Source organism: Sphingopyxis sp. HIX, from assembly GCF_001468285.1.
Taxonomy (GTDB): Bacteria; Pseudomonadota; Alphaproteobacteria; order Sphingomonadales; family Sphingomonadaceae; genus Sphingopyxis.
In genome coordinates, this window is record NZ_LNSB01000010.1 from 75,786 (window position 1) to 102,003 (window position 26,218).

General features: G+C 67.6%; 30 protein-coding genes. 6 read left to right on the forward strand and 24 right to left on the reverse strand.

Annotation, left to right across the window (positions count from 1 at the left end; all coding sequences use genetic code 11):
* Nucleotides 1-2: 2 nt before the first annotated feature.
* Genes flgK through ATE62_RS06865 form a run of 10 tightly spaced genes read right to left on the reverse strand, consistent with a single transcriptional unit; the run spans nucleotide 3 to nucleotide 6,905 of the window.
* Nucleotides 3-1,328: a flagellar hook-associated protein FlgK gene (flgK, locus tag ATE62_RS06820; RefSeq protein WP_058808065.1), complete on the reverse strand. Its 1,326-nt coding sequence runs from the start codon at nucleotides 1,326-1,328 to the stop codon at nucleotides 3-5.
* Nucleotides 1,325-1,642 (reverse strand): rod-binding protein, encoded by a 318-nt coding sequence (locus ATE62_RS06825; protein WP_082662646.1) that lies wholly within the window; start codon nucleotides 1,640-1,642, stop codon nucleotides 1,325-1,327. Before ATE62_RS06825 ends, flgK begins: the two co-directional genes overlap by 4 nt.
* Nucleotides 1,639-2,748, reverse strand: coding sequence for a flagellar basal body P-ring protein FlgI (locus tag ATE62_RS06830; protein WP_443028855.1), 1,110 nt, complete (start codon nucleotides 2,746-2,748; stop codon nucleotides 1,639-1,641). The genes ATE62_RS06825 and ATE62_RS06830 overlap by 4 nt, the downstream gene beginning before the upstream one ends.
* Nucleotides 2,749-2,776: 28 nt before the next feature.
* Nucleotides 2,777-3,454 carry a flagellar basal body L-ring protein FlgH gene (locus ATE62_RS06835; RefSeq protein WP_058808066.1) on the reverse strand — a complete coding sequence of 226 codons (678 nt, stop codon included), beginning with the start codon at nucleotides 3,452-3,454 and terminating at the stop codon, nucleotides 2,777-2,779.
* Nucleotides 3,435-4,223, reverse strand: a complete 789-nt coding sequence (gene flgG / locus ATE62_RS06840) for a flagellar basal-body rod protein FlgG (RefSeq protein ID WP_058808067.1) — start codon at nucleotides 4,221-4,223, stop codon at nucleotides 3,435-3,437. The genes ATE62_RS06835 and flgG overlap by 20 nt, the downstream gene beginning before the upstream one ends.
* Nucleotides 4,224-4,235: 12 nt before the next feature.
* The gene (locus ATE62_RS06845) at nucleotides 4,236-4,979 is read right to left on the reverse strand and encodes a flagellar basal body rod protein FlgF (protein ID WP_058808068.1); all 744 of its coding nucleotides are present in this window, start codon (nucleotides 4,977-4,979) and stop codon (nucleotides 4,236-4,238) included.
* A 35-nt stretch (nucleotides 4,980-5,014) separates the two neighbouring features.
* Nucleotides 5,015-5,842, reverse strand: coding sequence for a flagellar hook-basal body complex protein (locus ATE62_RS06850; protein ID WP_058808069.1), 828 nt, complete (start codon nucleotides 5,840-5,842; stop codon nucleotides 5,015-5,017).
* A 10-nt stretch (nucleotides 5,843-5,852) separates the two neighbouring features.
* The gene (locus ATE62_RS06855) at nucleotides 5,853-6,158 is read right to left on the reverse strand and encodes a flagellar hook assembly protein FlgD (protein WP_058808070.1); all 306 of its coding nucleotides are present in this window, start codon (nucleotides 6,156-6,158) and stop codon (nucleotides 5,853-5,855) included.
* A 1-nt stretch (nucleotide 6,159) separates the two neighbouring features.
* On the reverse strand, nucleotides 6,160-6,570 hold the full coding sequence (gene flgC / locus ATE62_RS06860) for a flagellar basal body rod protein FlgC (protein ID WP_058808071.1): 411 nt from the start codon (nucleotides 6,568-6,570) through the stop codon (nucleotides 6,160-6,162).
* Nucleotides 6,567-6,905: a flagellar basal body rod protein FlgB gene (locus tag ATE62_RS06865; protein ID WP_058808072.1), complete on the reverse strand. Its 339-nt coding sequence runs from the start codon at nucleotides 6,903-6,905 to the stop codon at nucleotides 6,567-6,569. The genes flgC and ATE62_RS06865 overlap by 4 nt, the downstream gene beginning before the upstream one ends.
* A 273-nt stretch (nucleotides 6,906-7,178) precedes the next feature.
* Between ATE62_RS06865 and ATE62_RS06870 the strand changes: the two genes are divergently transcribed.
* The 6 genes from ATE62_RS06870 to ATE62_RS06895 all read left to right on the forward strand — a co-directional run bounded on the left by ATE62_RS06870 (nucleotide 7,179) and on the right by ATE62_RS06895 (nucleotide 12,320).
* Nucleotides 7,179-7,685: a flagella basal body P-ring formation protein FlgA gene (locus ATE62_RS06870; protein ID WP_058808073.1), complete on the forward strand. Its 507-nt coding sequence runs from the start codon at nucleotides 7,179-7,181 to the stop codon at nucleotides 7,683-7,685.
* A 268-nt stretch (nucleotides 7,686-7,953) separates the two neighbouring features.
* On the forward strand, nucleotides 7,954-8,256 hold the full coding sequence (flgM, locus tag ATE62_RS06875) for a flagellar biosynthesis anti-sigma factor FlgM (RefSeq protein ID WP_058808074.1): 303 nt from the start codon (nucleotides 7,954-7,956) through the stop codon (nucleotides 8,254-8,256).
* Nucleotides 8,253-8,558: a hypothetical protein gene (locus ATE62_RS06880; RefSeq protein WP_058808075.1), complete on the forward strand. Its 306-nt coding sequence runs from the start codon at nucleotides 8,253-8,255 to the stop codon at nucleotides 8,556-8,558. The genes flgM and ATE62_RS06880 overlap by 4 nt, the downstream gene beginning before the upstream one ends.
* Nucleotides 8,559-8,639: 81 nt before the next feature.
* On the forward strand, nucleotides 8,640-9,467 hold the full coding sequence (locus ATE62_RS06885) for a transglycosylase SLT domain-containing protein (RefSeq protein WP_058808076.1): 828 nt from the start codon (nucleotides 8,640-8,642) through the stop codon (nucleotides 9,465-9,467).
* 5 nt (nucleotides 9,468-9,472) lie between these two features.
* Nucleotides 9,473-11,584 carry a flagellar biosynthesis protein FlhA gene (gene flhA / locus ATE62_RS06890; RefSeq protein WP_058808101.1) on the forward strand — a complete coding sequence of 704 codons (2,112 nt, stop codon included), beginning with the start codon at nucleotides 9,473-9,475 and terminating at the stop codon, nucleotides 11,582-11,584.
* Nucleotides 11,574-12,320, forward strand: a complete 747-nt coding sequence (locus tag ATE62_RS06895; protein ID WP_058808077.1) for a sigma-70 family RNA polymerase sigma factor — start codon at nucleotides 11,574-11,576, stop codon at nucleotides 12,318-12,320. The genes flhA and ATE62_RS06895 overlap by 11 nt, the downstream gene beginning before the upstream one ends.
* Nucleotides 12,321-12,542: 222 nt before the next feature.
* Here the strand turns inward: ATE62_RS06895 and ATE62_RS06900 are convergent, their stop codons facing one another.
* The 14 genes from ATE62_RS06900 to ATE62_RS06965 all read right to left on the reverse strand — a co-directional run bounded on the left by ATE62_RS06900 (nucleotide 12,543) and on the right by ATE62_RS06965 (nucleotide 26,188).
* Nucleotides 12,543-13,034 (reverse strand): winged helix DNA-binding protein, encoded by a 492-nt coding sequence (locus ATE62_RS06900; RefSeq protein WP_058808078.1) that lies wholly within the window; start codon nucleotides 13,032-13,034, stop codon nucleotides 12,543-12,545.
* A gap of 24 nt (nucleotides 13,035-13,058) precedes the next feature.
* Nucleotides 13,059-13,478 (reverse strand): hypothetical protein, encoded by a 420-nt coding sequence (locus tag ATE62_RS06905; protein ID WP_058808079.1) that lies wholly within the window; start codon nucleotides 13,476-13,478, stop codon nucleotides 13,059-13,061.
* 27 nt (nucleotides 13,479-13,505) lie between these two features.
* Complete coding sequence (locus tag ATE62_RS06910) at nucleotides 13,506-13,871, reverse strand: hypothetical protein (RefSeq protein WP_058808080.1); 366 nt, start codon at nucleotides 13,869-13,871, stop codon at nucleotides 13,506-13,508.
* Nucleotides 13,872-13,930: 59 nt separating this feature from the next.
* On the reverse strand, nucleotides 13,931-14,425 hold the full coding sequence (locus ATE62_RS06915) for a response regulator transcription factor (RefSeq protein ID WP_058808081.1): 495 nt from the start codon (nucleotides 14,423-14,425) through the stop codon (nucleotides 13,931-13,933).
* 170 nt (nucleotides 14,426-14,595) lie between these two features.
* Entirely contained in the window at nucleotides 14,596-15,561 is a 966-nt protein-coding gene (locus ATE62_RS06920; protein WP_058808082.1) for an ROK family protein, read from the reverse strand.
* Complete coding sequence (locus ATE62_RS06925; RefSeq protein WP_058808083.1) at nucleotides 15,561-16,268, reverse strand: FadR/GntR family transcriptional regulator; 708 nt, start codon at nucleotides 16,266-16,268, stop codon at nucleotides 15,561-15,563. The genes ATE62_RS06920 and ATE62_RS06925 overlap by 1 nt, the downstream gene beginning before the upstream one ends.
* On the reverse strand, nucleotides 16,265-17,020 hold the full coding sequence (locus ATE62_RS06930; protein WP_156420535.1) for a helix-turn-helix domain-containing protein: 756 nt from the start codon (nucleotides 17,018-17,020) through the stop codon (nucleotides 16,265-16,267). Before ATE62_RS06930 ends, ATE62_RS06925 begins: the two co-directional genes overlap by 4 nt.
* A gap of 32 nt (nucleotides 17,021-17,052) precedes the next feature.
* Nucleotides 17,053-18,369: an MFS transporter gene (locus ATE62_RS06935; protein WP_058808084.1), complete on the reverse strand. Its 1,317-nt coding sequence runs from the start codon at nucleotides 18,367-18,369 to the stop codon at nucleotides 17,053-17,055.
* Nucleotides 18,369-19,772: an FAD-binding oxidoreductase gene (locus ATE62_RS06940; RefSeq protein WP_058808085.1), complete on the reverse strand. Its 1,404-nt coding sequence runs from the start codon at nucleotides 19,770-19,772 to the stop codon at nucleotides 18,369-18,371. Before ATE62_RS06940 ends, ATE62_RS06935 begins: the two co-directional genes overlap by 1 nt.
* Before the next feature lie 2 nt (nucleotides 19,773-19,774).
* Complete coding sequence (locus ATE62_RS06945) at nucleotides 19,775-21,949, reverse strand: TonB-dependent receptor (RefSeq protein WP_058808086.1); 2,175 nt, start codon at nucleotides 21,947-21,949, stop codon at nucleotides 19,775-19,777.
* 246 nt (nucleotides 21,950-22,195) lie between these two features.
* A complete protein-coding gene (locus ATE62_RS06950) occupies nucleotides 22,196-22,969 on the reverse strand; it encodes an SDR family NAD(P)-dependent oxidoreductase (protein WP_058808087.1) in 774 nt (257 codons plus the stop codon).
* A 6-nt stretch (nucleotides 22,970-22,975) separates the two neighbouring features.
* Nucleotides 22,976-24,463: a carboxylesterase/lipase family protein gene (locus ATE62_RS06955; RefSeq protein WP_058808088.1), complete on the reverse strand. Its 1,488-nt coding sequence runs from the start codon at nucleotides 24,461-24,463 to the stop codon at nucleotides 22,976-22,978.
* Between the two features lie 67 nt (nucleotides 24,464-24,530).
* Nucleotides 24,531-25,433, reverse strand: coding sequence for an SDR family NAD(P)-dependent oxidoreductase (locus ATE62_RS06960; protein ID WP_443028856.1), 903 nt, complete (start codon nucleotides 25,431-25,433; stop codon nucleotides 24,531-24,533).
* An 80-nt stretch (nucleotides 25,434-25,513) separates the two neighbouring features.
* Nucleotides 25,514-26,188, reverse strand: coding sequence for a TetR/AcrR family transcriptional regulator (locus ATE62_RS06965; RefSeq protein ID WP_231736163.1), 675 nt, complete (start codon nucleotides 26,186-26,188; stop codon nucleotides 25,514-25,516).
* Nucleotides 26,189-26,218 lie beyond the last annotated feature (30 nt).

Consider the following 26,218-nt stretch of genomic DNA (forward strand, 5'->3'; position numbering starts at 1 on the left):
CTCTAGATCGCGCTCAGCAGCGCTTGCATCGTCTCGCGCGCGACCTGGATCGTGCGCGCGGCCGCCGAATAGGCCTGCTGGAAACGCAGCAGGTCGGCGGCTTCCTGGTCGAGGTCGACCCCGCTGACATTGTCGCGCGCGGCGGCGGCGCCATCGGCGCGCGTTGCGGCGGCGGCGCCCTGAGCGCGCGCCGAGGCGGTCGCCTGCGCCTGTTCGGCGAGGCGGCCCGACCAGGCCGCTTCGGGATCGTTCGCGCCGCGCATGCCGCCGATGGCGAGCATATTGCCGTTCGAGCCGCTGGCATTGGCAGCAGCGACCTGATCGGGCGACAGCGCGGTGGCGGTCAGCGTCGCGGCGGTCGTGCCGCTGAACAGCGGCTGCCCCGCATTGCCATTGGCGTCTGTGCCCGCCTGGTGCGCGGCGTTGAGCTGGCCCGCGAAGGCCGCCGCCGCGGCGTCGAGCCCGCTGCGCTGGCCCGCGACATGGTCGGCCGCCTGCGCGAGACCGGCGAGATTGCCCGAACCCGGGTCGAGCGGCGCGCCGCCCGCCGTGAAGCTCAGCCGCCCGTCGGCGCCGGCCGTCACCGTGACATGGGTGACCGTCGCATTGCCGACGAGCATGTCGCCCGACGACGCCGCGCGCACGGTCACCGCACCCTTGGCATCATAGCTGGTGGTCACCGGCATCTGCGCCGAAATCTGGTCGACCAGCCGGTCGCGCTCGTCGAGCAGGCTCGCCTCGTTGGTCGAACCCGGGCGCGCCTTGCGCAGCCCGTCGTTGATGCGCTCGAGCGCGTCGAGATTGGCGTTGAGTTCGCCGACCGCGGTCGCAGCCTCGCCCGAGATCCCCTCGGACATCGACGCCAGTTCCTTGGCGGTGCCTTGGAATCCCGTCGCGATATCCTTTGCCGTCTGCAGGAATTCGGCGCGCAGCGTGCGGTTGTTCGGATCGGCGGTCAGCTTGTCGGCGGTGGTGAACAATTTGGTGAGGTTGGTCGAAATGCCGTTGCTGTCGTCGCTCAGCGCATCCTCGGTCCGCGTCATCCACGACAGCCGCGCCATGGCGCGCTCGGCCTCGCCCGACGAAGTGCGCGCGTCGTCGATCAGCCATTTATCGACCGAGCGGGTGAGCCCGCCGATCACCACGCCGCCGGGGCTGACGTTGCGCCCGACGAGCGCGGACTCGGTGCCGCTCGCCATTTCATTGAGCGCTAACCGGCGGCGGGCGTAGCCCGGCGTCTGGGCGTTGGCGATATTGTCGCCGATCGTCGTCATCGCGCGCGAATAGGCCTTGAGCCCGCTCGCGCCGATGCTGAGGAGGTCGCTCACTGCACGCCTCCGCCGAGGTTGCTCGGGCCGCTGCCCGTCACACCGCGGAACTGGCGCTCGACCATGTCGGCGATGCCGAACTGGCGCATCGCGGCGATGCTGTCGGCGGTCTTGGCGTCCGCCATTTCGCGGAAATTGTCGGTCGCGCTCGATCCGAAGATGTCGGAGCCGAGCTTCGCCTGGCGCATCGACGCCATCAGCTGGCGCAGGATCACCGCTTCGAAAGCCTCGGCCGCCTTGCGCAGCCCGCCGTCGCCGCCGCCGGCGGCAGCGGGGGTCGGCGTCGCCGACGAGAAGGAGATGGGCGTCGTCATATGATCACCAGCTCGGCTGTGAGCGCGCCGGCCTGGCTCAGCGCCTCGAGGATGGCGACGAGGTCGCCGGGGGGAACGCCCATGCGGTTGATCGCATCGACGAGTTCGGAAAGCGACGCGGTCGGCGCGACCAGCATCATCGGGCGATATTCCTCGGTCACCTCGACGTCGCTCGATTCCTCGACCGCGGTCTGGCCGCGGCTGAAGGGTTCGGGCTGGACGACGCGCGGCGATTCCTTGATCGCGACGGTCAGCTTGCCCTGCGACACCGCGGCGGTGCCGACGCGCACCGCGCCGTTGATCACCACCGTGCCGGTGCGCGCGTTGACGATCACCTTCGCGGCCGCCTCGGTGCGCCGGACGCCGAGATTCTCGATCTGCGACATCAGCCGCATCCGGGCGTCACCGCCGCCCGCGGCGCGGATCGCGATGCTGGCGCCGTCGATCATCGACGCGGTGCCGGGCAGCGCGGCGTTGATCGCGTCGGTCACGCTCTTGGCGTTGGTCGCGTCGAACTGGTGAAGGTTGAAGGTCAAAATCTCGCTGCTGGCAAAGCCGGTGTCGACCGCGCGCTCGACCGTCGCGCCATTGGCGATCCGGCCGCTCGACGGGACATTGACCGTCAGCTTCGACCCGTCGGCGGCATCGACCCCGAGCCCGCCGATGACGAGATTGCCCTGCACCATCGCATAGATCTGGCCGTCGGCGCCGTAGAGCGGCGCGAGCACCAGCGTGCCGCCGCGCAGGCTCTTGGCCTTGCCGATCGCCGAGACGGTGACGTCGAGGCGCTGGCCGGGCTTGGCGAAGGGCGGCAGTTCGGCGGTGATCATCACCGCCGCGGCATTCTTCAGCGCCGGGTTCACCCCGGCCGGCAAAGTGAGACCGAAGCGCTGCACCGCGCCCTTCATGCCCAAAGTCGAATAGTCGAGGCTGTCGTCGCCCGTGCCCGCGAGCCCGACGACGACGCCGTAGCCGGTGAGCTGGTTGGCGCGCAGGCCCTGGAACTGGCCCATGTCCTTGATGCGCTGCGCCTCTGCCGGGCCCGCAAAAGCGAAGCTGGCAATCAGGAGCGTCAGGAAGGTCAGGATGGCATGGCGTATCGGCACGATAATGGTCCCTTGGTCGCTGGCGTGGTCAGAACGGGCTGATGATCGAGAAGAATTTCTGCAGCCAGCCCTGCTGGCTGGCGCGGGCGATCTCGCCCTTCCCGGTGTAGCGGATGTGCGCATTGGCGACGCGGGTCGACAAAACGCGGTTGTCGGGGGTGACGTCGGCGGCGCGGACGAGGCCCGCGATCTGCACGCGTTCGTCGCCGCGGTTGAGCGTGATGAGCTTCTCGCCCTTCACCAGCATCGTGCCGTTCGGATAGACCGCGGCGACGGTGACGGTGACTTCGCCCGACAGCATGTTCGACTGCGCGGCGTCGCCCTTGCCCTTGAACTGCGATCCGCCGCCCATCGCGACGTCGCTGGGGTTGAACAGCGACAAGGGGCCGGTGGTCGGCGGGGTCAGGCCGAAGCTGCCGTCGCGGTTGGTACCCGCGCTGTTGCTTTTAGCCCCGATCGTGCGCTCGACGAGCTGGATCGTCAGGATATCGCCTACCTGCCCCGCGCGCGCGCCCGAGGTGAGCGCGACATAGCTGCCCTGGAAGATCGAGCCATTGGCCGGCGGCGCCGGCGGCACCGGGTCGGGCAAGGTGACCGAAAAGGCGTCGGGCGCGATCTTGTCCTTCTTCGCCTCGGCCGCGGCGGGAACCGCGAGCAAGCCGAAGAAGAGCGCTCCGGAGGCCAGCTTAGAGAGTCTGGGTCGCATTTTTCAGCATCTCGTCGGTGGCCTGGATCATCTTGGAATTGACCTCGTACGCGCGCTGGGTCTCGATCATGTCGACGAGTTCCTCGACGACGTTGACGTTCGATCCCTCGAGCATCCCGCCGCGCAGCGTGCCGCGCCCTTCCTCGCCCGCGGCGCCGACCAACGGCGCGCCCGACGCGTTGGTTTCCATCAGGATATTGTCGCCGATCGCCTGCAGCCCCGAGGGGTTCGAAAAGCGCGCAATCTCGATCCGGCCGAGTTCGGTCGCCTCGGCCTGCCCGGCGATCGTCGCCGAGACGGTGCCGTCGGCGCCAATCGAGATGCCCGTGGCATCCTCGGGGATCTGGATCTGCGGCTGGATCGGCTTGCCGTCGGGGGTGATGATCGTGCCGTCGGACGAGCGGTTGAAATTGCCCGCGCGCGTATAACCCATACGCCCGTCGGGCATCTGGACCTGGAAATAGCCCGCGCCCTCGATCGCGACGTCGAGCGCGTTGCCCGTCGTCTGCAGCGTGCCCTGCGTGTCCATGCGCGAGGTGCCCGCGAGTTCGACGCCGGTGCCGAGGTTGAGCCCCGTCGCATAGCGGTTTTCCGCCGACGAGGGCGCCCCCGCCTGCGTCATGATCTGATAACCGAGCGTCTCGAAATTGGCGCGGTCGCGCTTGAAGCCCGTGGTGTTCACGTTGGCGAGGTTGTTCGCGATCACCTGCATCCGGAAGCCCTGGGCATCCAGACCGGTTCGCGCGACGTGCAAGGCACCATAGCTCATGTTCTTGTCTCCTTAACGCGGCAGCGCCATCAGGTTCGCGGTCGAGCTGTCCATGTCGCGCGCGTCCTCGATGAGCTTCAATTGCGAATCCCAGGCCTTGCTGGCCTCGATCATGTCGACGAGGGCGACCGTCGCGGTGACGTTCGAGCCCTCGATCGAGCGGGTGATGACGCGCGCTTCGGGATCGTCGGGCAATATGCCGCCGCCCTTCACGCGGAAGAGGTTGTCGAGCCCCTTGACGATGTCCGAGCCCGTCGTGGTCGCGAGGCGCAGCCGGTCGACCTCCTGCGGATTTTCGGGATCGCCGCCGGCGGGCACGACGAAGACGCGGCCCTGCTCATCGATCTTGATCGAATCCGCGGGCGGGATGGTGACCGGGCCCTGCAGGCCCTGTACCGGATTGCCGTCGCCCGTGGTCAGCAGCCCGCTCGGCGACAGCTGCAGGTCGCCGCGGCGGGTATAGGCTTCCTCGCCGTTCGGCGCCTGGACGACGAGCATCGCGTCGCCGGCCATCGCGATGTCGAGGTCGCGCCCCGTCGCGGTGATCGTGCCGGCGCGCATGTCGGCGCCGACGACCTCTTCCGACGCCATCGCGCGCCCGCCGAGCCCATTGCCGTGCAGCCACAAGGACTGCGCCTCGGCCATGTCGGCGCGAAAGCCCGGGGTTTGCGCGTTGGCGAGGTTGTTTGCGATCGCCGTCTGCCGGGCCATGCTGCCCCGCATCGCGGTGAGGCTGGTATAGATGACGCGGTCCATGGGGATCCTTCCGGCAGGCGGCGGTTAGCGGATTATCAGCGCAGGCCGATGATCGTCTGGGTCAGCGCGGACGCGCCCTCGATCGCCTTTGCATTGGCCTGGAAATTGCGCTGCGCGGCGATCAGCATCACCAGTTCCTCGGTGATGTCGACGTTCGAACGTTCGAGTGCGCCCGAGCGGATCGTGCCCATCGGGCCGTTGGTCGCGGCGTCGATCGTCGGCGGGCCGCTGTCGCCGGTCGACTGCCAGTGCGCGTCGCCCACGGGGCGCAGCCCCTCCATCGCGGGGAAGGTCGCCATCGCGATCTTGCCGAGCACCTGCGTCGATCCGTCGGCGAAGGTCGCCGAGGCGAGGCCGTCGAGCCCGATCGAGACGTTGACCAGCGCCGCATCGGGATTGCCCGCCGCGTGCTGCGGCACGACGAAGTCGGTGGTCGAGGCAAGGTCGCGGCTGGTGACATTGCCGTCGGCGTCGACGGGCAGCAGCTGCAGCGTCGCGCCGGTCGAGTCGATCACGCGCCCGTCGTCGAGCGGCGTGAACGAGCCGTTGCGGGTGTAGGTAACCTGGTTGCGCGGCGGCTCGCCCTTCACGACGAACATGCCGTCGCCGATGATCGCCATGTCGAACGTCTTCTCGCTCGATTCATACGACCCCTGGGTGAACTGCTGGGTGATGCCGTTCAGGCGCGTGCCCTGCCCCGCGACCGTCTTGGCCGACTGGTTGGGCGAAGCGGCGAAGATGTCGCCGAACTGCGCCTTGCTGCGCTTGAAGCCGATCGAGCCGGCGTTGGCGATGTTGTTCGATACGACCGACATTTCGGTCTGGGCGCCCTTGAGGCCCGAAAGCGAGGTATAGAAAGACATGAAACGATCCTTACTGCTGGGTGGTGTCGGTGGGGGCGGGCGTGGTCGCCGCCTTGATGTCCTTGAGCAGCTGGGTCTGCGCCGTGAGCTGCTCGGAAATCTGCTGGAGCGTGGTGTTGGTCTCGGTGATCCCGGCGAGGCTGGAGAATTGCGCCATCTGCGCGACCATCTGCTGGTTATCGACCGGGTTGAACGGGTCCTGCTGGCTCAGCTGCGCGGTCATCAGACGCAGGAAGTCCTGCTGCCCCATCTGGTTCGCGGTTCCCGGCGGGTTGATCACCGGGTTGCTGTTGTTGGTGATGCTGTTCACGGCCATCTTACTGTCCCATCCTGAGGGTTTCGTTGATCAGGCCCTTGGCGGTTTCCAGGACCTGGACATTGTTCTGATACTGCCGGGCGGTCTCGACCATCTCGACCAGCTCGGCGGCACTATCGACCGCGGCTTCCCAGACATTGCCGTCGGCATCGGCCAGCGGATTGTTGGGATCGTGCTTCTTGGTCGGGGTCATCTTGGTCTGCGTGACCTGGTCGACCTGGACCGTCGCGCGGCCCTGTTCGTCCATCACGGTGCGGAACACCGGCTTCATCGCGCGATAGGCGGTCGCCTCGCTGCCCGCCGTGGTCCCGGCATTGGCCAGGTTCGACGCGGTGGTGTTGAGGCGGACGAGCTGCGCCGACATCGCGCGGCCGCTGATGTCGAAGACCGAGAGCGAGCCGTTCATGGTCATTCGCCCTTCAGCGCGCGGGTCAGCGTGTTGACGCGCCCCGACAGGAAAGAGAGGCTCGAGCGATAGGCGAGCGCGTTTTCGGCAAAGGCGGTCTGCTCGGTCGCCATTTCGACGGTGTTGCCGTCGAGCGAGGACTGGACGGGCACGCGATAGGAAATCGCGCCCTGCATGTCGCCGCCCTGCTGCGCGAGGTCGAGCGCCTTCGAGAAATCGATGTCGCGCGCCTTGTAACCGGGCGTCGCGGCGTTGGCGATGTTCGACGCCAGCATCATCATGCGCTGGCTGCGCAGCTGAAGCGCGCTGGCGTGGATGCCAAAGAGCTTTTCGGATGCCATAGCCTTAATCCTTCCTCCGCCGTCCCGTCCGGCACCGGCCGGCGCAGACGCGCGGAAACACCAAGGCATGATGCAATGGGCGTGCCAAAATGATTTTCTGGCCGGAAATCAGCGTGAAACAGGCGATTGCCGACGGCCCGATTTCGGCCTGACGCGCGGCGGTCAAAAATCTGACGGCCCCCTGCCACCAGTCCCCGAACCCCGCGGCAAAGCGCGACTGGCACGCATCCTGCAATCCTGCGAGCGACCATTTTGGACCGAAGGAGATGGGTCGTGAACCGCAAGATCATAATGGGCATCGCCGCCTTTGCCGCCGCTATCCCCGCCGCATCGGCGCAGCAGGCCAGCGAGGACTGGCAGACGATCGACGTGCTGACCGCGATGGTGGCCAATGCGATGGGGCGCACCGCGACCCCGATCGACCGCCGCATCAAGCTCGCGCGTTGCCCCGAGCAGGCCTCGGTCACCGCGATCGACGCCAATGCGCTCGCGGTGCGCTGTCCCTCGCTCGGCTGGCGGCTGCGCGTGCCGATGAGCGGCCCCGCGGGCGCCAGCGCCGCGGGCGGCTTCGTCGCCAAACCCGCCGCCGCCTCGCCCGCCATCCGCCGCGGCGACAATGTCCGCGTGACGATCGAAACCGAAAGCTTCGCGATCAGCTATGCCGCCACCGCGACGCAGGACGGCCGCGTCGGCGAGCTCATCGCGCTCAAGGGCAGCGATCCCAAATCGAGCCTCAGCGCCATCGTCACCGGCCCCGGCCGCGCGCGCCTCGCCGACTGACGCCCCTTCGCCGAATAATCACCGTCATCCCGGCGAAGGCCGGGATCTCACCCTCTCGCCATTATCCACCGGCGAGATCCCGGCCTTCGCCGGGATGACGGACGTAGAAACCCTGCCCTGGCCCGGTGGCTGTCGGTTTTCCGACGCCGCCGGGCCTTTTCTTATCTTTTTCGCGAAACGCGCCTTAATCGCCCGCGCACCCCGCCGTTAAAGCCCCTGTAAGCGCCGCGTCGATTTTCCGACGGCGGCCTTCGGAAAGGAGGCGCATATGACGGGAGACGGCAAGATCGGATTGCAGGTCGGCAATGTCGTGCGCCTCGGCGCCGTGCGCAAACTCACCTCCGCCACCACCGAGGAAAAATCCGCCGCGACGCCGCGCCCGGCGCAGGACGTCGCCGCGAGCGCCAGCCTGATCACCCGCGCCGCCGATATCGCCAGCCAGCCGGTGCCGGTCGACCATGGCCGCGTCGCCGCGATCCGCGAGGCGATCGCGGGCGGCAGCTACCGGCTCGACCCCGCCGCCACCGCGCGCGCGATGCTGCAGTTCCATGCAGGCGGCGCCGACGCATGATGATGCAGATGGACGAGGTACAGGCGCAGCTCGACGCGCTGGTCGAGGCGCTGGACGGGCACGACGCCGGCGCGATCGTCGCCGCGACCGAGGCGCTGGCGACGGCGGTGATCCTGTTCAAGGGCGCCAAGGTCCCGCCGGGGCGCGAGGAGCATGCGCGGATGCTGATCGACAAGGTCCTCCGCAAGCTCGAGGCCGCCGCGATCCGCGTCAACATCCTCAAGGACTGGACGCGTCAGAGGATTGACAACGGCCATGCGCTGCGCGGAACGCGGTCGCAAGGGATCGCGCTGAGCTACTAGTTAACCAAAGAAACCCGCGCCTTTCGGGCGAATGGCACGATGATTGCTTTTGGTCTGCTGAATGCAGCGAGACCGAAAGCCATGACGACGATCAACAGCAGTGCAGCCGGCGGCGCAGCCTCCCCCGTGATGACGGCGGTGCAGGATGCGTCGGCGCGCACGGGCATCGACTTCGACTATCTGGTCGACGTCGCGCGCGTCGAAAGCGGGTTCAACCCGACCGCGCAGGCCTCGACCTCGTCGGCGCGCGGCCTCTATCAGTTCACGCGCTCGACCTGGCTCGCGACGCTCGACCGCCATGGCGCCGACCATGGCCTTGGCTGGGCCGCGAACGCGATCGGCCGCGACGCGTCGGGCCGCCTCACCGTCACCGACCCGACCTTGCGCCAGCAGATCATGGACCTGCGCGACGATCCCGCCGCTTCGGCCGCGATGGCTGCGGCCTTCACCTCGGACAACCGCGCCTATGTCGAAAGCCGCATCGGCCGCGCCGCCGAGCCGGTCGACCTCTATCTCGCGCATTTCCTCGGCAGCGGCGGCGCGGTCAAATTCCTGACCGCGATGGCGACCGACCCCGACCAGCCCGGCGCGGCGATGCTGCCCGACGCTGCCGCGGCCAACCGCTCGATCTTCTACGCGTCCGACGGCAGCATGCGCAGCCTGCAGGACATTCGCGAACGCTTCCGCGCCAAGCTCGACGCGGGCGGCGCCCCCGGCTTCATGCCCGGCGGCGGCGCCACCCCGCCCGCCAATCCCGACTGGCGCATGCAGATGGCCAGCGCCAGCGGCACCCAGGGCGGACGCCCGCCGCTCCCGATGATGGATATCCAGCCGATGCCCAAAAAACTCTCGATGGGCTTCGCCGCCCAGGCCTATCAGCGCCTCGCCTCCTTGGGAGGTAATGCGTGACCGCGATGCCGAGCATGAAGCAGGCGGGCCGCTTCGCCGGCGCCGCGGCGCTGCCCGCGGGCATGCTGATCCTCGTCGCACTGATGGTGATCCCGGTTTCGCCGCTGATCCTCGACATCAGCTTCGTCGCCAACATCATGATCAGCCTCGCGGTGCTGATGGTCGCGCTGTCGGCCGCGAAGCCGCTCGACTTTTCGGCCTTCCCGACCGTCCTCCTCCTCACCACCCTCTTCCGCCTCGCGCTCAACGTCGCCTCGACGCGCGTCGTGCTCGTCCACGGGCACGAGGGCACCCACGCCGCGGGCCATGTGATCGAGGCGTTCGGCCAAGTGCTGATCGGCGGCGATTATATCGTCGGCCTGTTCGTCTTCGTCGTGCTGATGATCATCAACATGGTCGTGATCACCAAGGGCGCGGGCCGCGTCTCCGAAGTGTCGGCGCGCTTCACCCTCGACGCCCTCCCCGGCAAGCAGATGGCGATCGACGCCGACCTCAACGCCGGCCTGCTCACCCCCGACGAAGCCAAGGCGCGCCGCCAGGAAGTCGCGACCGAGGCCGATTTCTACGGCTCGATGGACGGTGCCTCGAAATTCGTGAAGGGCGACGCGGTCGCGGGCCTGCTGATCCTGTTCGTCAACATCGTCGGCGGGCTGATCCTCGGCGTGTTCAGCCATGGGCTGAGCTTCTCCGAAGCCGGCAGCACCTATGTCACGCTCGCGATCGGCGACGCGCTCGTCGCGCAGATCCCGGCGCTTTTGCTGTCGATCGCCGCCGCCGCGATCGTCACCCGCGTCACCTCGCCGCTCAACCTCAGCGACCAGATCGGCAGCCAGTTCGCCGCGCCGCACATCTGGTTCGCGGTCGGTGGCGTGCTCCTCGTCCTCGGCCTCGTCCCCGCGATGCCGCAGATGCTGATCCTGCCCGCCGCGGCGCTGTCGCTCGCGATGGGCTGGCAGCTGCGCAAGGCGGCCGCCAGCGCCGCGATCGTCGCCGCCGAACCCGCCGCGCCGCCCGCCGACCCGCACCTCATCGACTGGGCGGACGTCAGCGAAGGCAGCGCCTGCCAGCTCGAGATCGGCTATGCGCTCGTCGCGCTGGTCGACGAACGCAAGGGCGCGCCGCTGATGGGCCGCATCACCGGCATCCGCCGCCAGCTGTCGAAGGAACTCGGCTTCGTCGTCCCCGCGGTCAAGGTCAGCGACGACTTGTCCTTGCCCGGCAACGTCTATCGCATCTCGGTCGCCGGGGTGATCGTCGGCGAGGACGAGGTCTTCCCCAACGAAATGCTCGCGCTCGATTCGGGCGACCTCGTCACCAAGGTCGCGGGCCGCCCGTGCAAGGACCCGACCTTCGGGCTCGACGCCCTCTGGATTCCCCGCGCGGCACAGAACGACGCGATCGCCGCCGGCTATACCGTCGTCGATCCCGCCACCGTCGTCGCGACGCACCTCAACAACAGCATCGTCGGATCGGCGTCGGACCTGTTCGGCATCGACGACGCGCAGGCGCTGGTCGACAATCTCAAGGCGCATTATCCGCAGCTCGCGGCCAGCCTCACCCCGACCGGCTTCCCCCTCCCGCGCATCGCCAGCCTTTGCAAGACCTTGCTGATCGAGCGCATCCCCTTGCGCGATTTCCGCAAGATCGCCGAGGCGATGGTTGCGATGTCGGGGCAGCCGCTCGGCGAGACCGAACTGGTCGAGGCGGTGCGCCAGCGCATCGGCGCGCTGATCGTCCAGACGATCGTGCCCAGCCGCATGCCGCTCCCCGTCGTCACCTTTACGCCCGAGATCGAGATGCTGCTCAACCAGGCGGTGCGCGCCAATCCCGGCGCCGACTGGCCGTTCGAGCATGGCCTCGCGATGAAGATCATCGACCAGGTCGGCCAGGCGGTCGAGCCCCTGCTCCTTTCGACCCGCAGCTTCGCGCTGGTCGCGTCGCCGATCTGCCGGCCTGCGCTGTCGCGGCTGGTGCGCGCGACCTTCCCCGACGTCGCGGTCATTTCCTACCTCGAAATCCCGGCGACCAAGGCGACCGAGATCGTCGCGACGATCGGCGCCGAAGTCCCCCGCCTCGAAAGCGCCGACCAGATGAAGGACCATCATCATGAGAATTGAGCCCGCCGAGCAGTTCGCGCGCGCCCAGAATCGTGCGACGTCGCCGCAGGGCTATGGCGCCACCGCCGAGGAACTGATCGATGAATATGCGCCGCTGGTCCGCAAGATCGCCTGGCAGGTCTTCTCGCGCGTGTCGCGCACCAGCGACCTCGACGACCTGATCCAGACCGGGCTGATCGCGCTGATCGAGGCGAGCCGCCATTATGAGGATCGCGGCTACGCCTTTGCCACCTATGCCTCGACGCGCATCCGCGGCGCGATGATCGACCAGCTGCGCCGCGAGGCCGATATCGGCCGCTCGGCGATGGTCGCGAGCAAGCGCATCGCCTCGGTCCGTGCGGCGCTCGAACAGAATCTGATGCGCGCGCCGACGACCGCCGAAATGGCCGCGGCGTTCGAGATGAGCCCGGAGGAATATTTCGCGCTCGAACGTAGCGCGACCTACGGCCGATCGACCTCGCTCGACGCCCTGGTCGACGAGGGCAGCTTCCTCTTCGCCGACGACAGCGAGGGCGCCGACGAGCGGCTGGAGCAGGATGATCTGCTCGAAGCGCTGGGCGCGTGCATCGCCCGGCTGCCCGAGCGCGAACAGCTAGTGCTGCAACTCTATTTCTTCGAGGAACTGAACCTGCAGGAAATCGGCCTGACGCTCGACGTCAGCGCCGCGCGCGTGTGCCAGATCAAGGCCGGCGCGATGGCGAAGATCGACCGGATGCTGCGCGAGGTTACGGAGTAGGGTTTTGGGCGGTCGGTTTTGGGGTGGGGAGCGGACATATTAATCCTCCCTGCGGCGAAGCCGTGGGGAGGGGGACCACCCGCAGGGTGGTGGAGGGGTCGACGCCATAAACTCGGCTCAAGGCCGCCACCCCTCCACCATGCTTCGCATGGTCCCCTCCCCATCGCTTCGCGACAGGGAGGATTAGGATGACCGCAATCGCCCGTCACCTGCCTTGGCGATTCACATCGCATAGCGCTGCCGGCCGCTCCACGCCTGCCCCATCTTCTCGAAATAGCGCGTCATGCTGTCGACGCCATTGTCGGTGAGCCGCACGATCGAGCGGCGGCGGTCGCGTTCGTCGATATAGCGCTCGGCAAGGTCCAACTGCTCGAGCAGCGCGATCATGCGCAGCCCCGACGACAGCGGCACGCCCGCGCCCGTCGCAAGGTCGCTGGCGCTGAGGTCCCGGCCATTGGTCTTGGCCAGCATCAGGTCGAGCATCATGTCCCAGGTCGGCCCGGTCAGCTGGGCGCTGCCGAAATGCGCCTTGCGCGTGCGGCGCATCTGCATGCTGAAGTTGAGCTGCTCGATCAGGCCCGGGACCGGCGCGTCGATACGATCGGGCTGCGCGGCGTCGGGCGCCTGCGCACCCGCCCCCGTCGCCAGCATCTCCTGTATCTGGTCGATCCGCGATTTGATTTCCGCAATTTCAACATTCGAAAATTGCTGCATGACTTGGGACCCCTGGGGGCGCCGCTAGGCGGTCGCCCTCATGTCACCGTTCCGTTTCGTCGATCCCGCCGCGTACATGATCACGAACAGGATCGGATAGGACACATATATCGAAAGCAGCGAATAGGGGCGCGCCAATATCTCCGAAAACATCAGCTTCTGAAGATGTCCGAAAATCGCGATCAACTGCCAGCCGGTGATCCAATAAGGCCAAAACCGGTCTGTTTTGAAAGCGATATACCAGAAACTTCCCAAGACGATGAGGTCGATGACGAAGATATTGATTTCGATATTCGTCCATTCCGGAACGGGTGACACCAATGTGGAGCAGACCGAAGCGATCAGTGCCGTATACGCCGCCCAGCGTTCGAGGGGGCCGCCGCGCCTCATCGCGACGGCCACCGTGCCCAGCAAAACAGCGTAATAGATCGCAACGGCCCACATGTGGCGTATGTCTACCCTTCGCGGTTATCAGCCGGCCTTGGCCAGCGGCGCCGCGGCCACCAGGTCGTTGCTGCCCTCGTCGAGCGTCGCGCTCGCGGGCTTCACGCCGGCGCCGAACATGCGGGTGCCGAGGCCGACCTCCTTCTGGGTGACGGTGAGCGCGAGGTGCGCGTCGGTGAGCAGCTGGCGGACGTCGCCGGCGGCGGCGAGCGCGTGCGCGACCTTGGCCATCGCTTCCTGGCCGACGATCGCCGACATGTTGGTGTCGCGGCGCACGGTGGGCAGCGTCGCGGCGAGGTTGGCGATGCGGATCATCGCCTCGTCGATGGCGTCTTCGGCCTGGTGCAGTTCGGAGGCGATCTTCTTTGCGCCGGAGAGTCGTTGGTTCAGCATTTTCTTGGTCCTTGAAAAAGGAATGCCACCGGTTCCCCCCGCCAGCATTCATTCGAACGTCAGGTCAACCGACCAAGTCCGACAAGGATCGAATAGAGAGCGGAGAAGGCCAAAATCGTCACGAAGGCGATCAAGATTGGCCAGACAATCCTTTCCAACAACCCATGCCGATTGACCGGCTGGGACTTGGTCGGGAATGGAAGTCCGATGTTCAGAACCTGCCACGCCGACCTTTGCCCCGGGTCGCCTTCGTCGCCCGCGGCGCCGTCCGAAAGGTAAAGCGATTGATATGTCAAAGGCTGATAAGGGGTAACATCGTCGAAGACACCGTTACGAGCCAATATCGTTGCGGCCTCCACACGATTGGAAACGTTGAGTTTTTTTAGAGCACGCCGGACGCGCTCGTCGACCGTGTGCGGCGACACGTTCATCAGCCGGGCGATTTCCTTGGAATTTTTATGCTCGAAAACATGCCGCAGCGTTTCGATTTGCGCGGCCGACAGGAGACTGAGGTAGTTGTCAGGATCGCCTTGCACGGATCGGGAATAGTACATCGGGGGTCTAAATCAAGCTGGCTAACTAGGTATGACGGGTCGCACGCGCCGCAGCCACCGCTGCGACCACGCGGCGACGCCGCATGCCTGTCCCGACGCTGCATAATCTGCCTTCATGCCAGTCTCCGTTCGCTGCGACCCTATCGACGGAAGCCGATGTAATTATGCTCTCACACCCGTGAATCACGAAGGGCGGCCGAACGCAAGTCCGTTCTGACACCGGGTGTCCCAGCCTGATCCGCCCCGGCTGCGAGCAGGATCGCCCCCAGCGGGCCGGCGTCGTGTTTCAGTACCGGCGGCACGACGATACACGACAAGGCCGTAACGTCATAATCAGCGATATATTTCATTAACCTTTCACCGGCGCGATCGGTTGCACGGACCAGCAGGCCGGGCTGGCCCAGCGCGACGCTGCCGCCGACGACGATGCGATCGGGGGACAGCGTCAGCATCAACGCGACGAACAACTCGGCGAGGTCGGATGCGGCCAGGTCCCACGCCGGATTTCCGGGGTCTACCGTCGCCGGGTCGCGGCCGAAGCGCGCGCGCAGCGCCGGGCCGCTCAGCAGGCCTTCGATGCAATCGCCGTGGAAGGTGCAGGCCCCGGCGAAGCTATCGCCGTCGGCGCGGCGCAGGCGCAGGTGGCCGATTTCGGGGTGCAGCCGGCCGATCACCGGCCGCCCGCCGACGATCACGCCGCCGCCGACCCCGGTGCCGATCGTCAGATAGACGATGGTCTTGCACCCCCGCCCCGCGCCGAGCGCAGCCTCGGCGATGCCGGCGCCGTTGACATCGGTATCGAGCGCGATCGGACAAGCGAAGCGCTCGGCAAAGGCGTGGACAACGCGCGCGCCGGTCCAGCCGGGCTTGGTCGTATAGAGCATCGTGCCATAGTCGGCCGCCGCCGGATCGACGCGGATCGGGCCGAAGCTGGCGATGCCGATCGCCGCCAGCGGCGCCGCATCGTCCCACGCCGCCAGCCGCGCGACCGCGGCGCCCAGCGTTTCGGCGGGGCTCGTCGTCGGCAGATTATGCTGTTCGACGATATCGAGCCCGTCGGCCAGGGTGACGATGACCTTGGTCCCGCCCAGCTCGACCCCCGCGAAGCGGCCGACCGGCGGCGCCGCGCCGGCCATCAGCCCGCGTCCCGCAGCCGCTCGCCGATCGAATTGGCGAAATGCTGTTCCATCGCGATCCGCGCGCGCGCGGGCTCGCGCGCCGCGATCGCATCGGCGACCTCGCGGTGCAGCGCCAGCGTTTCCTCGCGCTCTTCCTGCGTCGTGCGTTCCTGCCAGGCGCGCGGGATGGCGAGCGCCATCAATTCCTCGAACGAGCGCACGATCTGATAGAAGAGCGGGTTGCCGCTCGCCGCGGCGATCGTCTGGTGGAAGGCGGTATCGGCGGCGGTGCGCGCCGCCTCGTCATGGTCGACCGCCAGGCCGTGCGCCGCGTGCAGGATCGCACGCGCCTGTTCCTCGGTCCGGTTCAGCGCGGCGAGCTCGGCGGTGCGCAGCTCGAGCGTGCGGCGCACGTCCCAGACATCGGCGAGGCTGACCTGCGCGGTGTTGACCGCATGCCCCATCGACGCCGCCATCACCGACCCGTCGATCGCGCCGACGCGCGGCTTGCGGCCGTTGCCGACATCGACCAGCCGCAGCGCCGCGAGCGCGCCGAACGCCTCGCGCATCACCGGACGGCTGACCCCCATCTGCGCCGCGAAACTCCCCTCGCCCGGCAGCGTGTCGCCGACCTTCAAATCGTTGGTGCGGATATGGTCGCGCACATATTCCATCGCGCGCTCGACGAGCGAGCCTCCCGCCGCAGCGTCGAGCATCCCGCTCATGCCGCCACCCCGACGCGGCGCATCGCGGTCGGCGCCATGCCGAAGCGGCGCGAGAAAGCGCGCGTGAAGCTGGCGTTGTTGAGATAGCCGCAGCGATAGCCGATGCTCGCCACCGGCAGGTCGCTCGCCGCGAGCATCTGCCGCGCCTGGCGCAAGCGCCGTTCGCTCAGCGCCTCGGCGACGGTGCAATGATAGAGCTCGCGGAAACCGCGGGTCAGCTTGTCGCGATTGATGCCGCAGCTCTTCGCGATGTCGTCGAGGGTGAGCTTCTCGTGCCAACGCTCGTCGACGATGCGGCGCGCCGCCGCGATGCGCGCGATGTCGCTTTCGCACAGGCTCGGCTGGCCGTCGACGGTAACCATGCGCCCGGCGCGGAGCGCGGCGAAGAATTGGCAGAGCAGCTCGATCGAGCGCGCCAGGCGCAACGTGTCGACCGCGGGGGCGTCGCTGTCGGGCGCGAGGATCGACTGGCCGAGCGCGCGCAGGTCCGACGGCAGGTACCAGCGTGCATCGGGATCGGGCAGTTCGCCGAACAGGCGGCGGCACGCGCCGCGCGAGACGGCGAAGACGAGCAGATGCTCGCCCGCGGCGCTTTCGAGATCGCGGAAACTCAGGGTGCTCACCACCGGTTCCTGGATCCCGCCGAACCCCAGGATCAACGCGTCGGGCGGCAGCAGACGACGGTCGCAGCCCCCCTCGCCGACATATGTCGTCATCTCGTGCGAAACGATAACCGGATGCTTGGTCGCCATGGCATTTCTCCCGCGACCGGCTATAACCTATCTTACAGCTTTTGCAAGACCTGTCTGACAGGTTCGGGCGCGCGGCGCATCGCGAGCCAGAAGGCGACGAAGGACAGCGCGCTGACGGTGACCCCCACCAGCGCGAGCGCCTCGGCGAGCATCGCCTCGCCGCCCATCATCGCGCTGACGCGGGTGACGATCCACGGCGCGAGCCCGAAACCGATCAACCCCGCGACCGCGATGAACGCACCGATGCAGAGGCCGCGCAGCTCGTTCGGGATATAGACGGTGAGCGCAACCGAGACGACGAGCCCGGTCACTGCGCCCGCCGCCGAGATGATGCCGAGCATGACCGCGACCCCGGTGACGCTGGGCATGATCGGGAAGAGTGCCGCGGGCACGCCGATCCCCGCGGCGATCACCGCGCCGAGCAGCAGGCCGCCCCGGCGCCCGCTCTTCTGCCCCCAGTCGGCCGACAGCCCGCCGACGATCGCGCCGAGCACGCCGGTGCCGAACAGCAAGGCGCCGACCCAGCCCGAGAAATCCTGCGGCTGCAGGGCGAAATCGCGCGACAGCACCGGCGCGATCCACACGGTCGCGGCGACATCGGCCATCACCACCGCGACCTGCCCCGCGAAAAGCGGGACCAGGAAGGCGCGCCGCGCCCAGAGCTCGGCCGCGACCATCTTGAACGGCGCATCGGGGCTCGCCTCGACCTCGCGCCGTTCGGGTTCGCGCAGGAACAGCAAGGGCAGCAGCAACAAAGCGCTGATCGCCGCGAGCGCGACATGCGCGCTCCGCCACGGCGTCATGCGCTCGAACCACCCCGGCCCGGTGAAATCGGCGAAGAAGCCGAACAGCCAGCCGGTCAGTGCAAAACCGAGCGCGACGCCGAGCGCCTTGCCCAGATTGACGATCAGCATCGCCCTGCCCCGCTGGTCGGCGGCGCAATAATCGGCGCAGAGCGACAGCGCAGCAGTCAGCGACCCCGTCGAGCCGATGCCGGTGAGCATCCGCGCCGCGGTGAGCAGCGCCGCGTCGGGTGCGAAGGCGGTGAGCAGCGTCCCGAGCGTCCACAAGATGCCGAGCCCGATCGTCAGCCGCACGCGGTTGCGCCGGTCGACGAGAATGCCGACGGGAATCGAAAAGAGCACCATCGGCACCGCGGCACCCAGCCCCTGGATCAGCGCGAGATGATCGTCGCTGAGCCCCATTTCGGCCTTGGCGCTTTCCTGGATCGTCCCGAAGCTGCCGAGCGCGGCGAAGGCGACGGTCGTCACGAGCGCGAGCAGCAGCAAGGGCGCCGCCGCGGCGGAGAGGCGCGCCGGCGGCGCGAGCGGTTCGGCCTGGCTCGCCATCAGAGCGCGAAGATCTTGCCGGGGTTGAGCAGATTCTGCGGGTCGAAGGCACGCTTCACCAGCTTCATCTGCTCGACCGCGTCGCCGAGTTCGGCGACCAGCCACTGCTGCTTGCCGATGCCGATGCCATGCTCGCCCGTACAAGTGCCGTCCATCGCCAGCGCGCGCTCGACGAGCCGCGCGTTGATCGCCTCCACCTCTTCCATCTCTGCGGGCGCATCGGGATCGATCGAGAAGACGACATGGAAATTGCCGTCGCCGACATGGCCAAGGATCGTCGAGGGGATCGTCGACGCCTCGAGGTCGGTATAGGTCTCGCCGATACATTCGGCGAGCCGGCTCATCGGAACGCAGACGTCGGTCGCCCAGCCGATCGCCCCCGCGCGCATGTTGACCGCGGCATAATAAGCTTCATGCCGCGCGCGCCACAGCTTGGTGCGCTCCTCGGGCAGGTTCGACCAGGCGAAGTCGCTGCCGCCATTGGCCTCGGCGAGCATCCGCACCGTCTCGACCTGCTCGGCGACATGCGCCGCGCTGCCGTGGAATTCGAAGAACAAGGTCGGCGCCTCGGGATAATCGAGCTTCGACCAGCGATTGACCGCCGCCATCTGCTTCTTGTCGAGGATCTCGACGCGCGCCAGCGGTACCGCGCTCTGGATCGCCTGCACCACCGTATCGACCGCGCCGGGCAAAGTATCGAAGCTGCACACCGCCGCCGAAATCGTATCGGGCACCGGATGCAGCCGCAGCGTCACCTCGGTGATGATGCCCAGCGTGCCTTCCGAGCCGACATAGAGCCGCGTGAGGTCGTACCCCGCCGCCGACTTGCGCGCGCGGCGCGCGGTGCGGATCACCTTGCCCTGCGGCGTCACCACTTCGAGGCTGAGCACCGCGTCCTTCATCGTGCCGTAGCGCACCGCATTGGTCCCCGAGGCGCGCGTCGAGGCCATGCCGCCGATCGTCGCATTGGCGCCCGGGTCGATCGGGAAGAACAGCCCTTGGTCGCGCAGATGGACGTTGAGCTCCTCGCGCCGCACGCCGGGCTGGACGACGCAGTCGAAATCCTCGGCGTGCACCGCGATGACCTTGTCCATCCGGCTCATGTCGAGCGAGATGCCGCCGCGGATCGGTAGCGCATTGCCCTCGATCGAGGTGCCCGCGCCGAAGGGCACGATCGGCACGTCGGCCGCCGAGCAGAGCGTCACCAGCGCGACGACGTCGTCGGTGGTCAGCGCAAAGACCACGGCGTCGGGCAGCACGGGCGCGAAGTGCGACTCGCTTGCCCCATGCTGCCCGAGCACCGCCTGACCGCGCTCGAAACGGTCCCCGAACCGTTGCTCGAGCGCCCCCACCAGGTCGGCGGGGAGCGGCTTGCGCCCCCCGGCATAGGCCGTCCCCGCCATGGTCAGAACTTCAGGCTTGCACGCACGCCGTAACGGCGGCGGTCGCCGGTGATGCCGAGATCGGAGGCCGGCAGCCCCGCGAGCGCCAGCGTCGTTTTCTCGATATAGGATTCGAAATATTCGGTGTTGAAGATGTTGTTCGCGAACAGCGCGACCTCGACCGGACCGGTCCGATAGGCGATCGACGCATTGGTCAGCCAATAGCTGTCGAGGAAGGTCGGCGTCGTCTGGTTGAGCGTCGCGGCGAGGCGCTTGCCCTTGCCGACCAGCCCCGCGCTCAAGGTCAGGTCGCTGTCGCCGCCGGTCTCGATGCGATAGTCGCTCGAGAAGCTGGCGGTCCAGTCGGGCTGGAAGGTCAGCCGGTCGGACGACAGCTGGCGCCCGGTGGTCGCCACATAGGCGCTGTCGTCGACGATCCGCGCGTGCATCCAGGTGAAGCCGCCGCGCAGCGTCCACGCCTGCACCGGCCGCACCATCGCCTCGAGTTCGACGCCATAGCTTTCGACGTCGCCGGTGTTGAGGTCGACCGTGACGAGCCCGCCGCCCGCCGCCGGCGCGATCGAGTTGAGCCCGATATAATCCTTGTAATCGCTGTAGAAGACCGTGCCCGACAGGCTCATCCCCGGCGCGGCATATTTGGCGCCCGCCTCATAGGTCCAGGCCGAGTCCCCGCGATAGGTGCGCGTCGGCGCGGTCGGGGCGTTGAAACCGCCGCCGCGATAGCCGCGCGCCACCGACACATAGGTCATGAAATCGGGGGTCCATTTGCGCGTGACCGACAGCTTGGGCTGCCATTCGTCGGACTTGATCTTCGCGGTGGGGACGAGGCCGCCCGCCGTGACCGCGCCGAGCACGGTCGTCGTGGTCGTGATGACCGAGCCGTTGGCGACGCGGTCCTCATGATCGTATCGCAGCCCGAGCGCGACTTCCCAGTCGAGGTTGGGTTTCCAGAAGACCGTACCGAAGGCGGCATAGGTATCGCCGACATTCTTCGCGGTGGTGCTGCGCACGATGTTCACCGGGCCCAGGATCGGGTGGACGAGGTTGATCGTGTCCTGCCCGCGCGCGCGGACCATTTCGTTGCTGTAGAAGACGCCGAACAGGGTCGAGAACTGATCCGACCATTCGCTGTCGAGCCGCGATTCGAGCGTCATCGTGCGCAGGCTGTCGCGCGCAATCGTGCGCACCGTGTTCGTCGGACCGAAGTCGCCCTCGCCGTCGGGGGTGAAACCGCCCCGCATATCATAGGCACCGATGACGCTGAGCCGCGACCCGCCGCCGAGATCGGCTTCGGCGCGCGCGTTGAACCCGCGATATTTGAAGCGCACTTCGTTGAGCGTGTTGAACTGGACGTCAGGGCGATAGTCGGTGGGGCCGCTGACCCGCGAATAAGGGACGTTCACGCCCCGGACATTGTCGTAATAGCCCTTCAGCGTCAGCGAAAAGCCGTCCGACGGAGTGACGCGCAGCGTCGCGTTGAGGCTGTCGGTGTTGAGCGGGTTGGCGTCGCCGCCGATCACGCTGTTGGTCAGGAAACCGTCCTGCTGGCGGTGCGCCGCCGCAACGCGCAGCGCCACCTTGTCGGTGACGATCGGGCCCGACACCGAACCCGCGACCATCCAGCTGTTGTCGGGGCCGGCGTAGCTCGCATTGGCGCGCGCTTCGAAATCATTGCCCGGCTGGCGCGTGATGACGTTGATCGCGCCGCCCATCGTGTTCTTGCCGTACAGCGTGCCCTGCGGCCCGCGCAGGACCTCGATCCGCTCGACGTCGGTCAGCGGATTGTTGAGATAGGCGGTATTCGGCTGGTAGATGCCGTCGATGAACAGGCCGACGCCCGGCTGCACGCTCTGCACCAGCGTCACGCCGACGCCGCGGATCGAGACGAAGGCGCGGCCGGTGCCGTCGCTGTTGATGTTGAGCCCGGGCGACAGCACAGCGGCTTCGCGCACCGAATTGAAGCCGCGCGCGATCAGCGTGTCGCCGGTGATCGCGGTGACCGCGATCGGCACGTCGTTCAACGTCTCGTCGCGCTTGCGCGCGGTGACGACGATGATGCCGTCGTCCTCGCCCTCGGCACTCGCCGCGGCGGGCGTCTCCTGCGCGTGGACGGGCGCCGCGGCCAGCACGGCGGCGAGCGCGAGCGACGAGGCAATGGCGAAACGGTACTTGGTCATCAGGCATCATCCCCAAAAGAGGCGGTCGCGGCCGCCCTGCGGGAACCTATCTGACAGCTTTTCAACCTGTATGAAAGGTCGCCGATTGTGCCGATCGGCAGAGGGATTTTGCCGGGGCGGAACGGCGGCCATCCCCCTCGTCACCCGGGGCTCGACCCGGGGTCCGCTTGGCGACGGTGAATGGCGGGACGCCGGGTCGAGCCCGGGGTGACGAAGATGGTCAGGCTAGCGTCTGACTCGACCGGATCACCAACAACTATACCCGCCGTCGGCCAGTACGATGCTCCCGGTCATCAAACTCGCCATGTCCGACGCGAGGAACAGGATCACCGCCGCGACCTCCTCGGGCTCGCCGAGCCGCGCCTGCGGGGTGCCGTCGATCCAGCGCCGGTACATCGCGCCCTCCTTGTCGGCGAAGGCGTTGAGCGGCGTCGCGATATAGGTCGGCGCGACCGCATTCACCCGCACGCCGCGCGGTGCCCATTCGGCGGCGAGGCTCTTGGTCAGCTGGTGCACCGCGGCCTTGGACGCGTTATAATAGCTCTGCGGCTGCGGGCGGTTGACGATGAAGCCCGACATCGACCCGACGTTGACGATGCTCCCCCGCCCCGCCGCCAGCATATGCCGCCCGAAGGCGCGCGCGCACCAGAAGCTGCCGTTCAGATTGACGTCGAGCACATTCAACCAATGTTCGTCGGCGACATCCTCGGCTGCGGTCTCGCTGCGCGCGATGCCGGCATTGTTGACGAGGATGTCGATCCGCCCGTCGCGCGCCAGCATCGCATCGGCGGCGGCGGTTACGGCGGTGCTGTCGGTGACGTCAAGCTGTTCGGCGTGGACGGCATAGCCCTTGGCCGCGAGTTCGCCCACCGCGCGCTCCAGCGCCGCCGCGTCGCGATCGGCGATCGTCACCCGCGCACCCGCTTCGGCGAGCGCCTCGGCAGCGCAAAGCCCGATCCCCTGCGCGCCGCCGGTGACGAAAGCGGTGCGCCCGTCGAGGCGCAGTCTGTCGAGATACATGAGAGCTTACTCCGGAACGAAGGCGGCGGCAGGCATCACCGGCTCATGCACCGCCTCGCCGCGTTCGAGCTGATAGATCTGCCGGTCGCCCCCGAACTCGGCCCAGGGCAGCGACCCGTCGCGCGCGAAGCCGACCCATATCTTGTGCACCCGCTCGGCCAGCTCCTGCGGCGGCGCCTCGCCGGCCAGCCCCTTGGGCCCGGCCGCACTCGCCAGCGTCTTGAACACGAAGGGCAGCTCGATCCCGTGGCACGCGCCGAGCTCGCCCCCGCATGCGGGCGAGCGCCAGTCGAACTCGTACATCCAAGTCTTGCCCCGATGCGCCGCGGCATATTGCCGCGCGGGCCAGCGGAAGACGAGGTCGTTCATCGCATCGGTCAGCGCCGCGCCCGGACGCACGCCCTTCTGCTTATAACCATAAGCGAGCAGCGCGCCCTTGGCGTCGGGCATCGACCGCCCGAGCAGCCAGCGCGCGAACAGCCCGCCGATCTTGGCACGCACCCCGGTCGGCACGAAATAGAGGTTCATCTCCTCGGCATTGCTGCCGATCAGCACCTCGACCTCGGCCCCCGCGCCGCTACGCAAAGCATCGTGCGGTTTCTCGGGCAACACATCGTCGCCGTACACGGGAATGAAACGACTGATCCCATAGACCGGCTCGCGCCCGCCCGCATCGCGAAGGTCGATCGCCCAGGGCTTGCCGAGCTTCTCGATCGCCGCGGTCGCCGCTTCGTGCGACACGCTGCGGAACCCGTCGGCGTCGGGGCTGACCTTGAGCAGCTTCGCGAGCTTCTTCACCAGCCGCTGCGCCACCGCGATATCGCGTACCATCGCGCCATGGCCGCTCTCGACGATCGCACGCGCGAACAGCCCCTTGGCGAGCGGCGAGGTAACGAGGTCGGCGATCGCCATCGCCCCCGCGCTTTCGCCGAACACGGTGACATTCGCCGGATCGCCGCCGAAGGCCGCGATGTTGCGTTGCACCCAGCCGAGCGCGAAGATCATGTCGCGCAGTCCCAAATTGGTCGGCACGCCGGGCACCGGCAGGAAACCGTCGATCCCCAGCCGATAGTTGATCGCGACGCACATCACGCCCGAGCGCGCGAATTCGGACCCGTCGCTGACCGGCGCATCCTTGCTGCCGACGACGAAGCCGCCGCCGTGGATGAACACCATCACCGGCGCGCGCTTGGCGTCCTTCGGGGCCCAGATATTGACGCGCAGATAATCGCCGTCGCCGCCGTCCGAGCCGCTGCCGACGAGCGGTACGATGTCGATCGCGGGAAAGGCGCGGATCATATGCGGTGCGGTCGGCCCGGGATCGAGGGCGTCGCGTACGCCGTCCCATGCCGCGACCGGCTGCGGCAGTTCGAAGCGCCGCGGCGGCGCGGCATAGGCTATGCCGAGATAGCGGACGATATTCCCGTGGGCGCGGCCGCGCAGCTGCCCCGCCTCGGTTTGGACGATCGGATCGGTCGGAGTCGCGTCGGTCATGCCCCAAGGGCTATCACGCCGCGCGCCGCCCCGGCAGCGGGCGATGCTGTGCCTTCCGCCGCTATGGCTATGCCAGCTCGCGCGCCGCCGCGGCGCTCGCGACCTCGCGCTCGGCCTGGGTGAAGCCATAGGCGGGCACGATCGCGCCGTCGCGGTCGACCACCTGCGGCAGGGCGTCGGCCAGCCGCTGCCCCGCATCGGCGCCAGCACCGATATGAACGCCCGGCGACAGCGTCACTTCGGCCGCGGCAAAATGCCCCGCCCCGGCGCAGAGGATCGTCCGCGTCGGAGCCGCTTCGGCCACGAGCGGCAGCAGCGCGGGGCTGACGAGCGCCGGGTCGAGCGCCGCGAGGCTCTCGTCCGCGAGCACGCCGTGCGTCATCTGCGTCGCCGCGGTCGGTGCCAGCGCGTTGACGCATATGCCATATTTCTCGCCCTCGATCGCCAGCGTCTGCATCAGCCCGACGAGTGCCATTTTCGCCGCGCCATAATTGGCCTGCCCGAAATTGCCCCACAGCCCCGACGAGGAGGTGGTCATGACGATCCGGCCATATTGCTGGGCGCGCATCACCTCCCACACCGCCTTGCTGCAGATCGCGGCGCCGATCAGGTGGACGTCGACGACCAGCCGGAAATCGTCCAGGCTCATCTTGGCGAAGCTCTTGTCGCGCAGGATGCCGGCATTGTTGATCAATATGTCGATGCGACCCCACCGATCGAGCACCCCGGCCACCATCGCCGCGACCGCGGCCTCGTCGGTAACCGACCCCGCGACCGCGAGCGCGGTGCCGCCCGCCGCCGCAATCTCTCCGGCGACGGCTTCGGCGGGTTCGAGCGCCAGATCGTTGACGACCACCGACGCACCCTGGCTCGCCAGATAGAGCGCATGCGCCCGGCCGAGCCCGCCGCCCGCGCCGGTCACGATCGCCACGCGGCCCGCGAGCAGTCGATCCGATCCCGATGTCATCATGCTCGAAACTCCTTCATTCACTCTCTAGTTAGTTAATTTCTTGAGCGAGCTTGAAATGGGCGAGAGAGTTCCTGCCCAACTTAAGCCGGCTTGCAGATCTGCAGGAAACCCGCGGCCATGAACGACGCCATGCGCGCCTTGATCGCTTCGAAATCCTCTGACTTGCACACCCCGCCCGACAATTTGTCGATGCGCCCGGTGCGCGCGAGGGTGACCATCAGCGCGCCGGTGACGAAATGATAGCCCCAGAAGATGTCGCGCTCGGCGCAGTCGGGCAGCGCCTTCTTGAGCAGGTCGATCAGCCGCAGCACCACCGGGTCGAAATGGCTGTCCATCAGCTCGGCGCCCCATTCGGGGGTGTTCGCGACCAATGCACCGAGCGCGCCGTAATTCTTCCACCCCTCGCCGCCATGGATATAGAGGTCGAGGTCGGTGTCGAGAAAGGCGTGCAGCGCGCCCTCGACCGTCGGCTTGCCGCCCGCGGCCTTCTCATAATCGTCGAGCGCCTTCATCCGCCGCTCGCTGGTCACCACCGCGCGCCGCGCGAAGACCGCGTCGAACAGGCTCTTCTTGTCCTCGAAATAATAGTTCAGCAAAGTGTGGTGCACGCCGACGCGCTTCGCGACGTCCTTCAGCGTGACGCCGTGCAGCCCGTGCTTCGAAAACAGATATTCGGCCTCGTCGAGCATCTGCTCGATCGTTTCGGCGCGCTGCTCGGCCTTGGTCGACCGCCGCCGCACTTTCGCCTGTTCCACTACTGGTCCCAAATCCGATCCCCGTTCTTC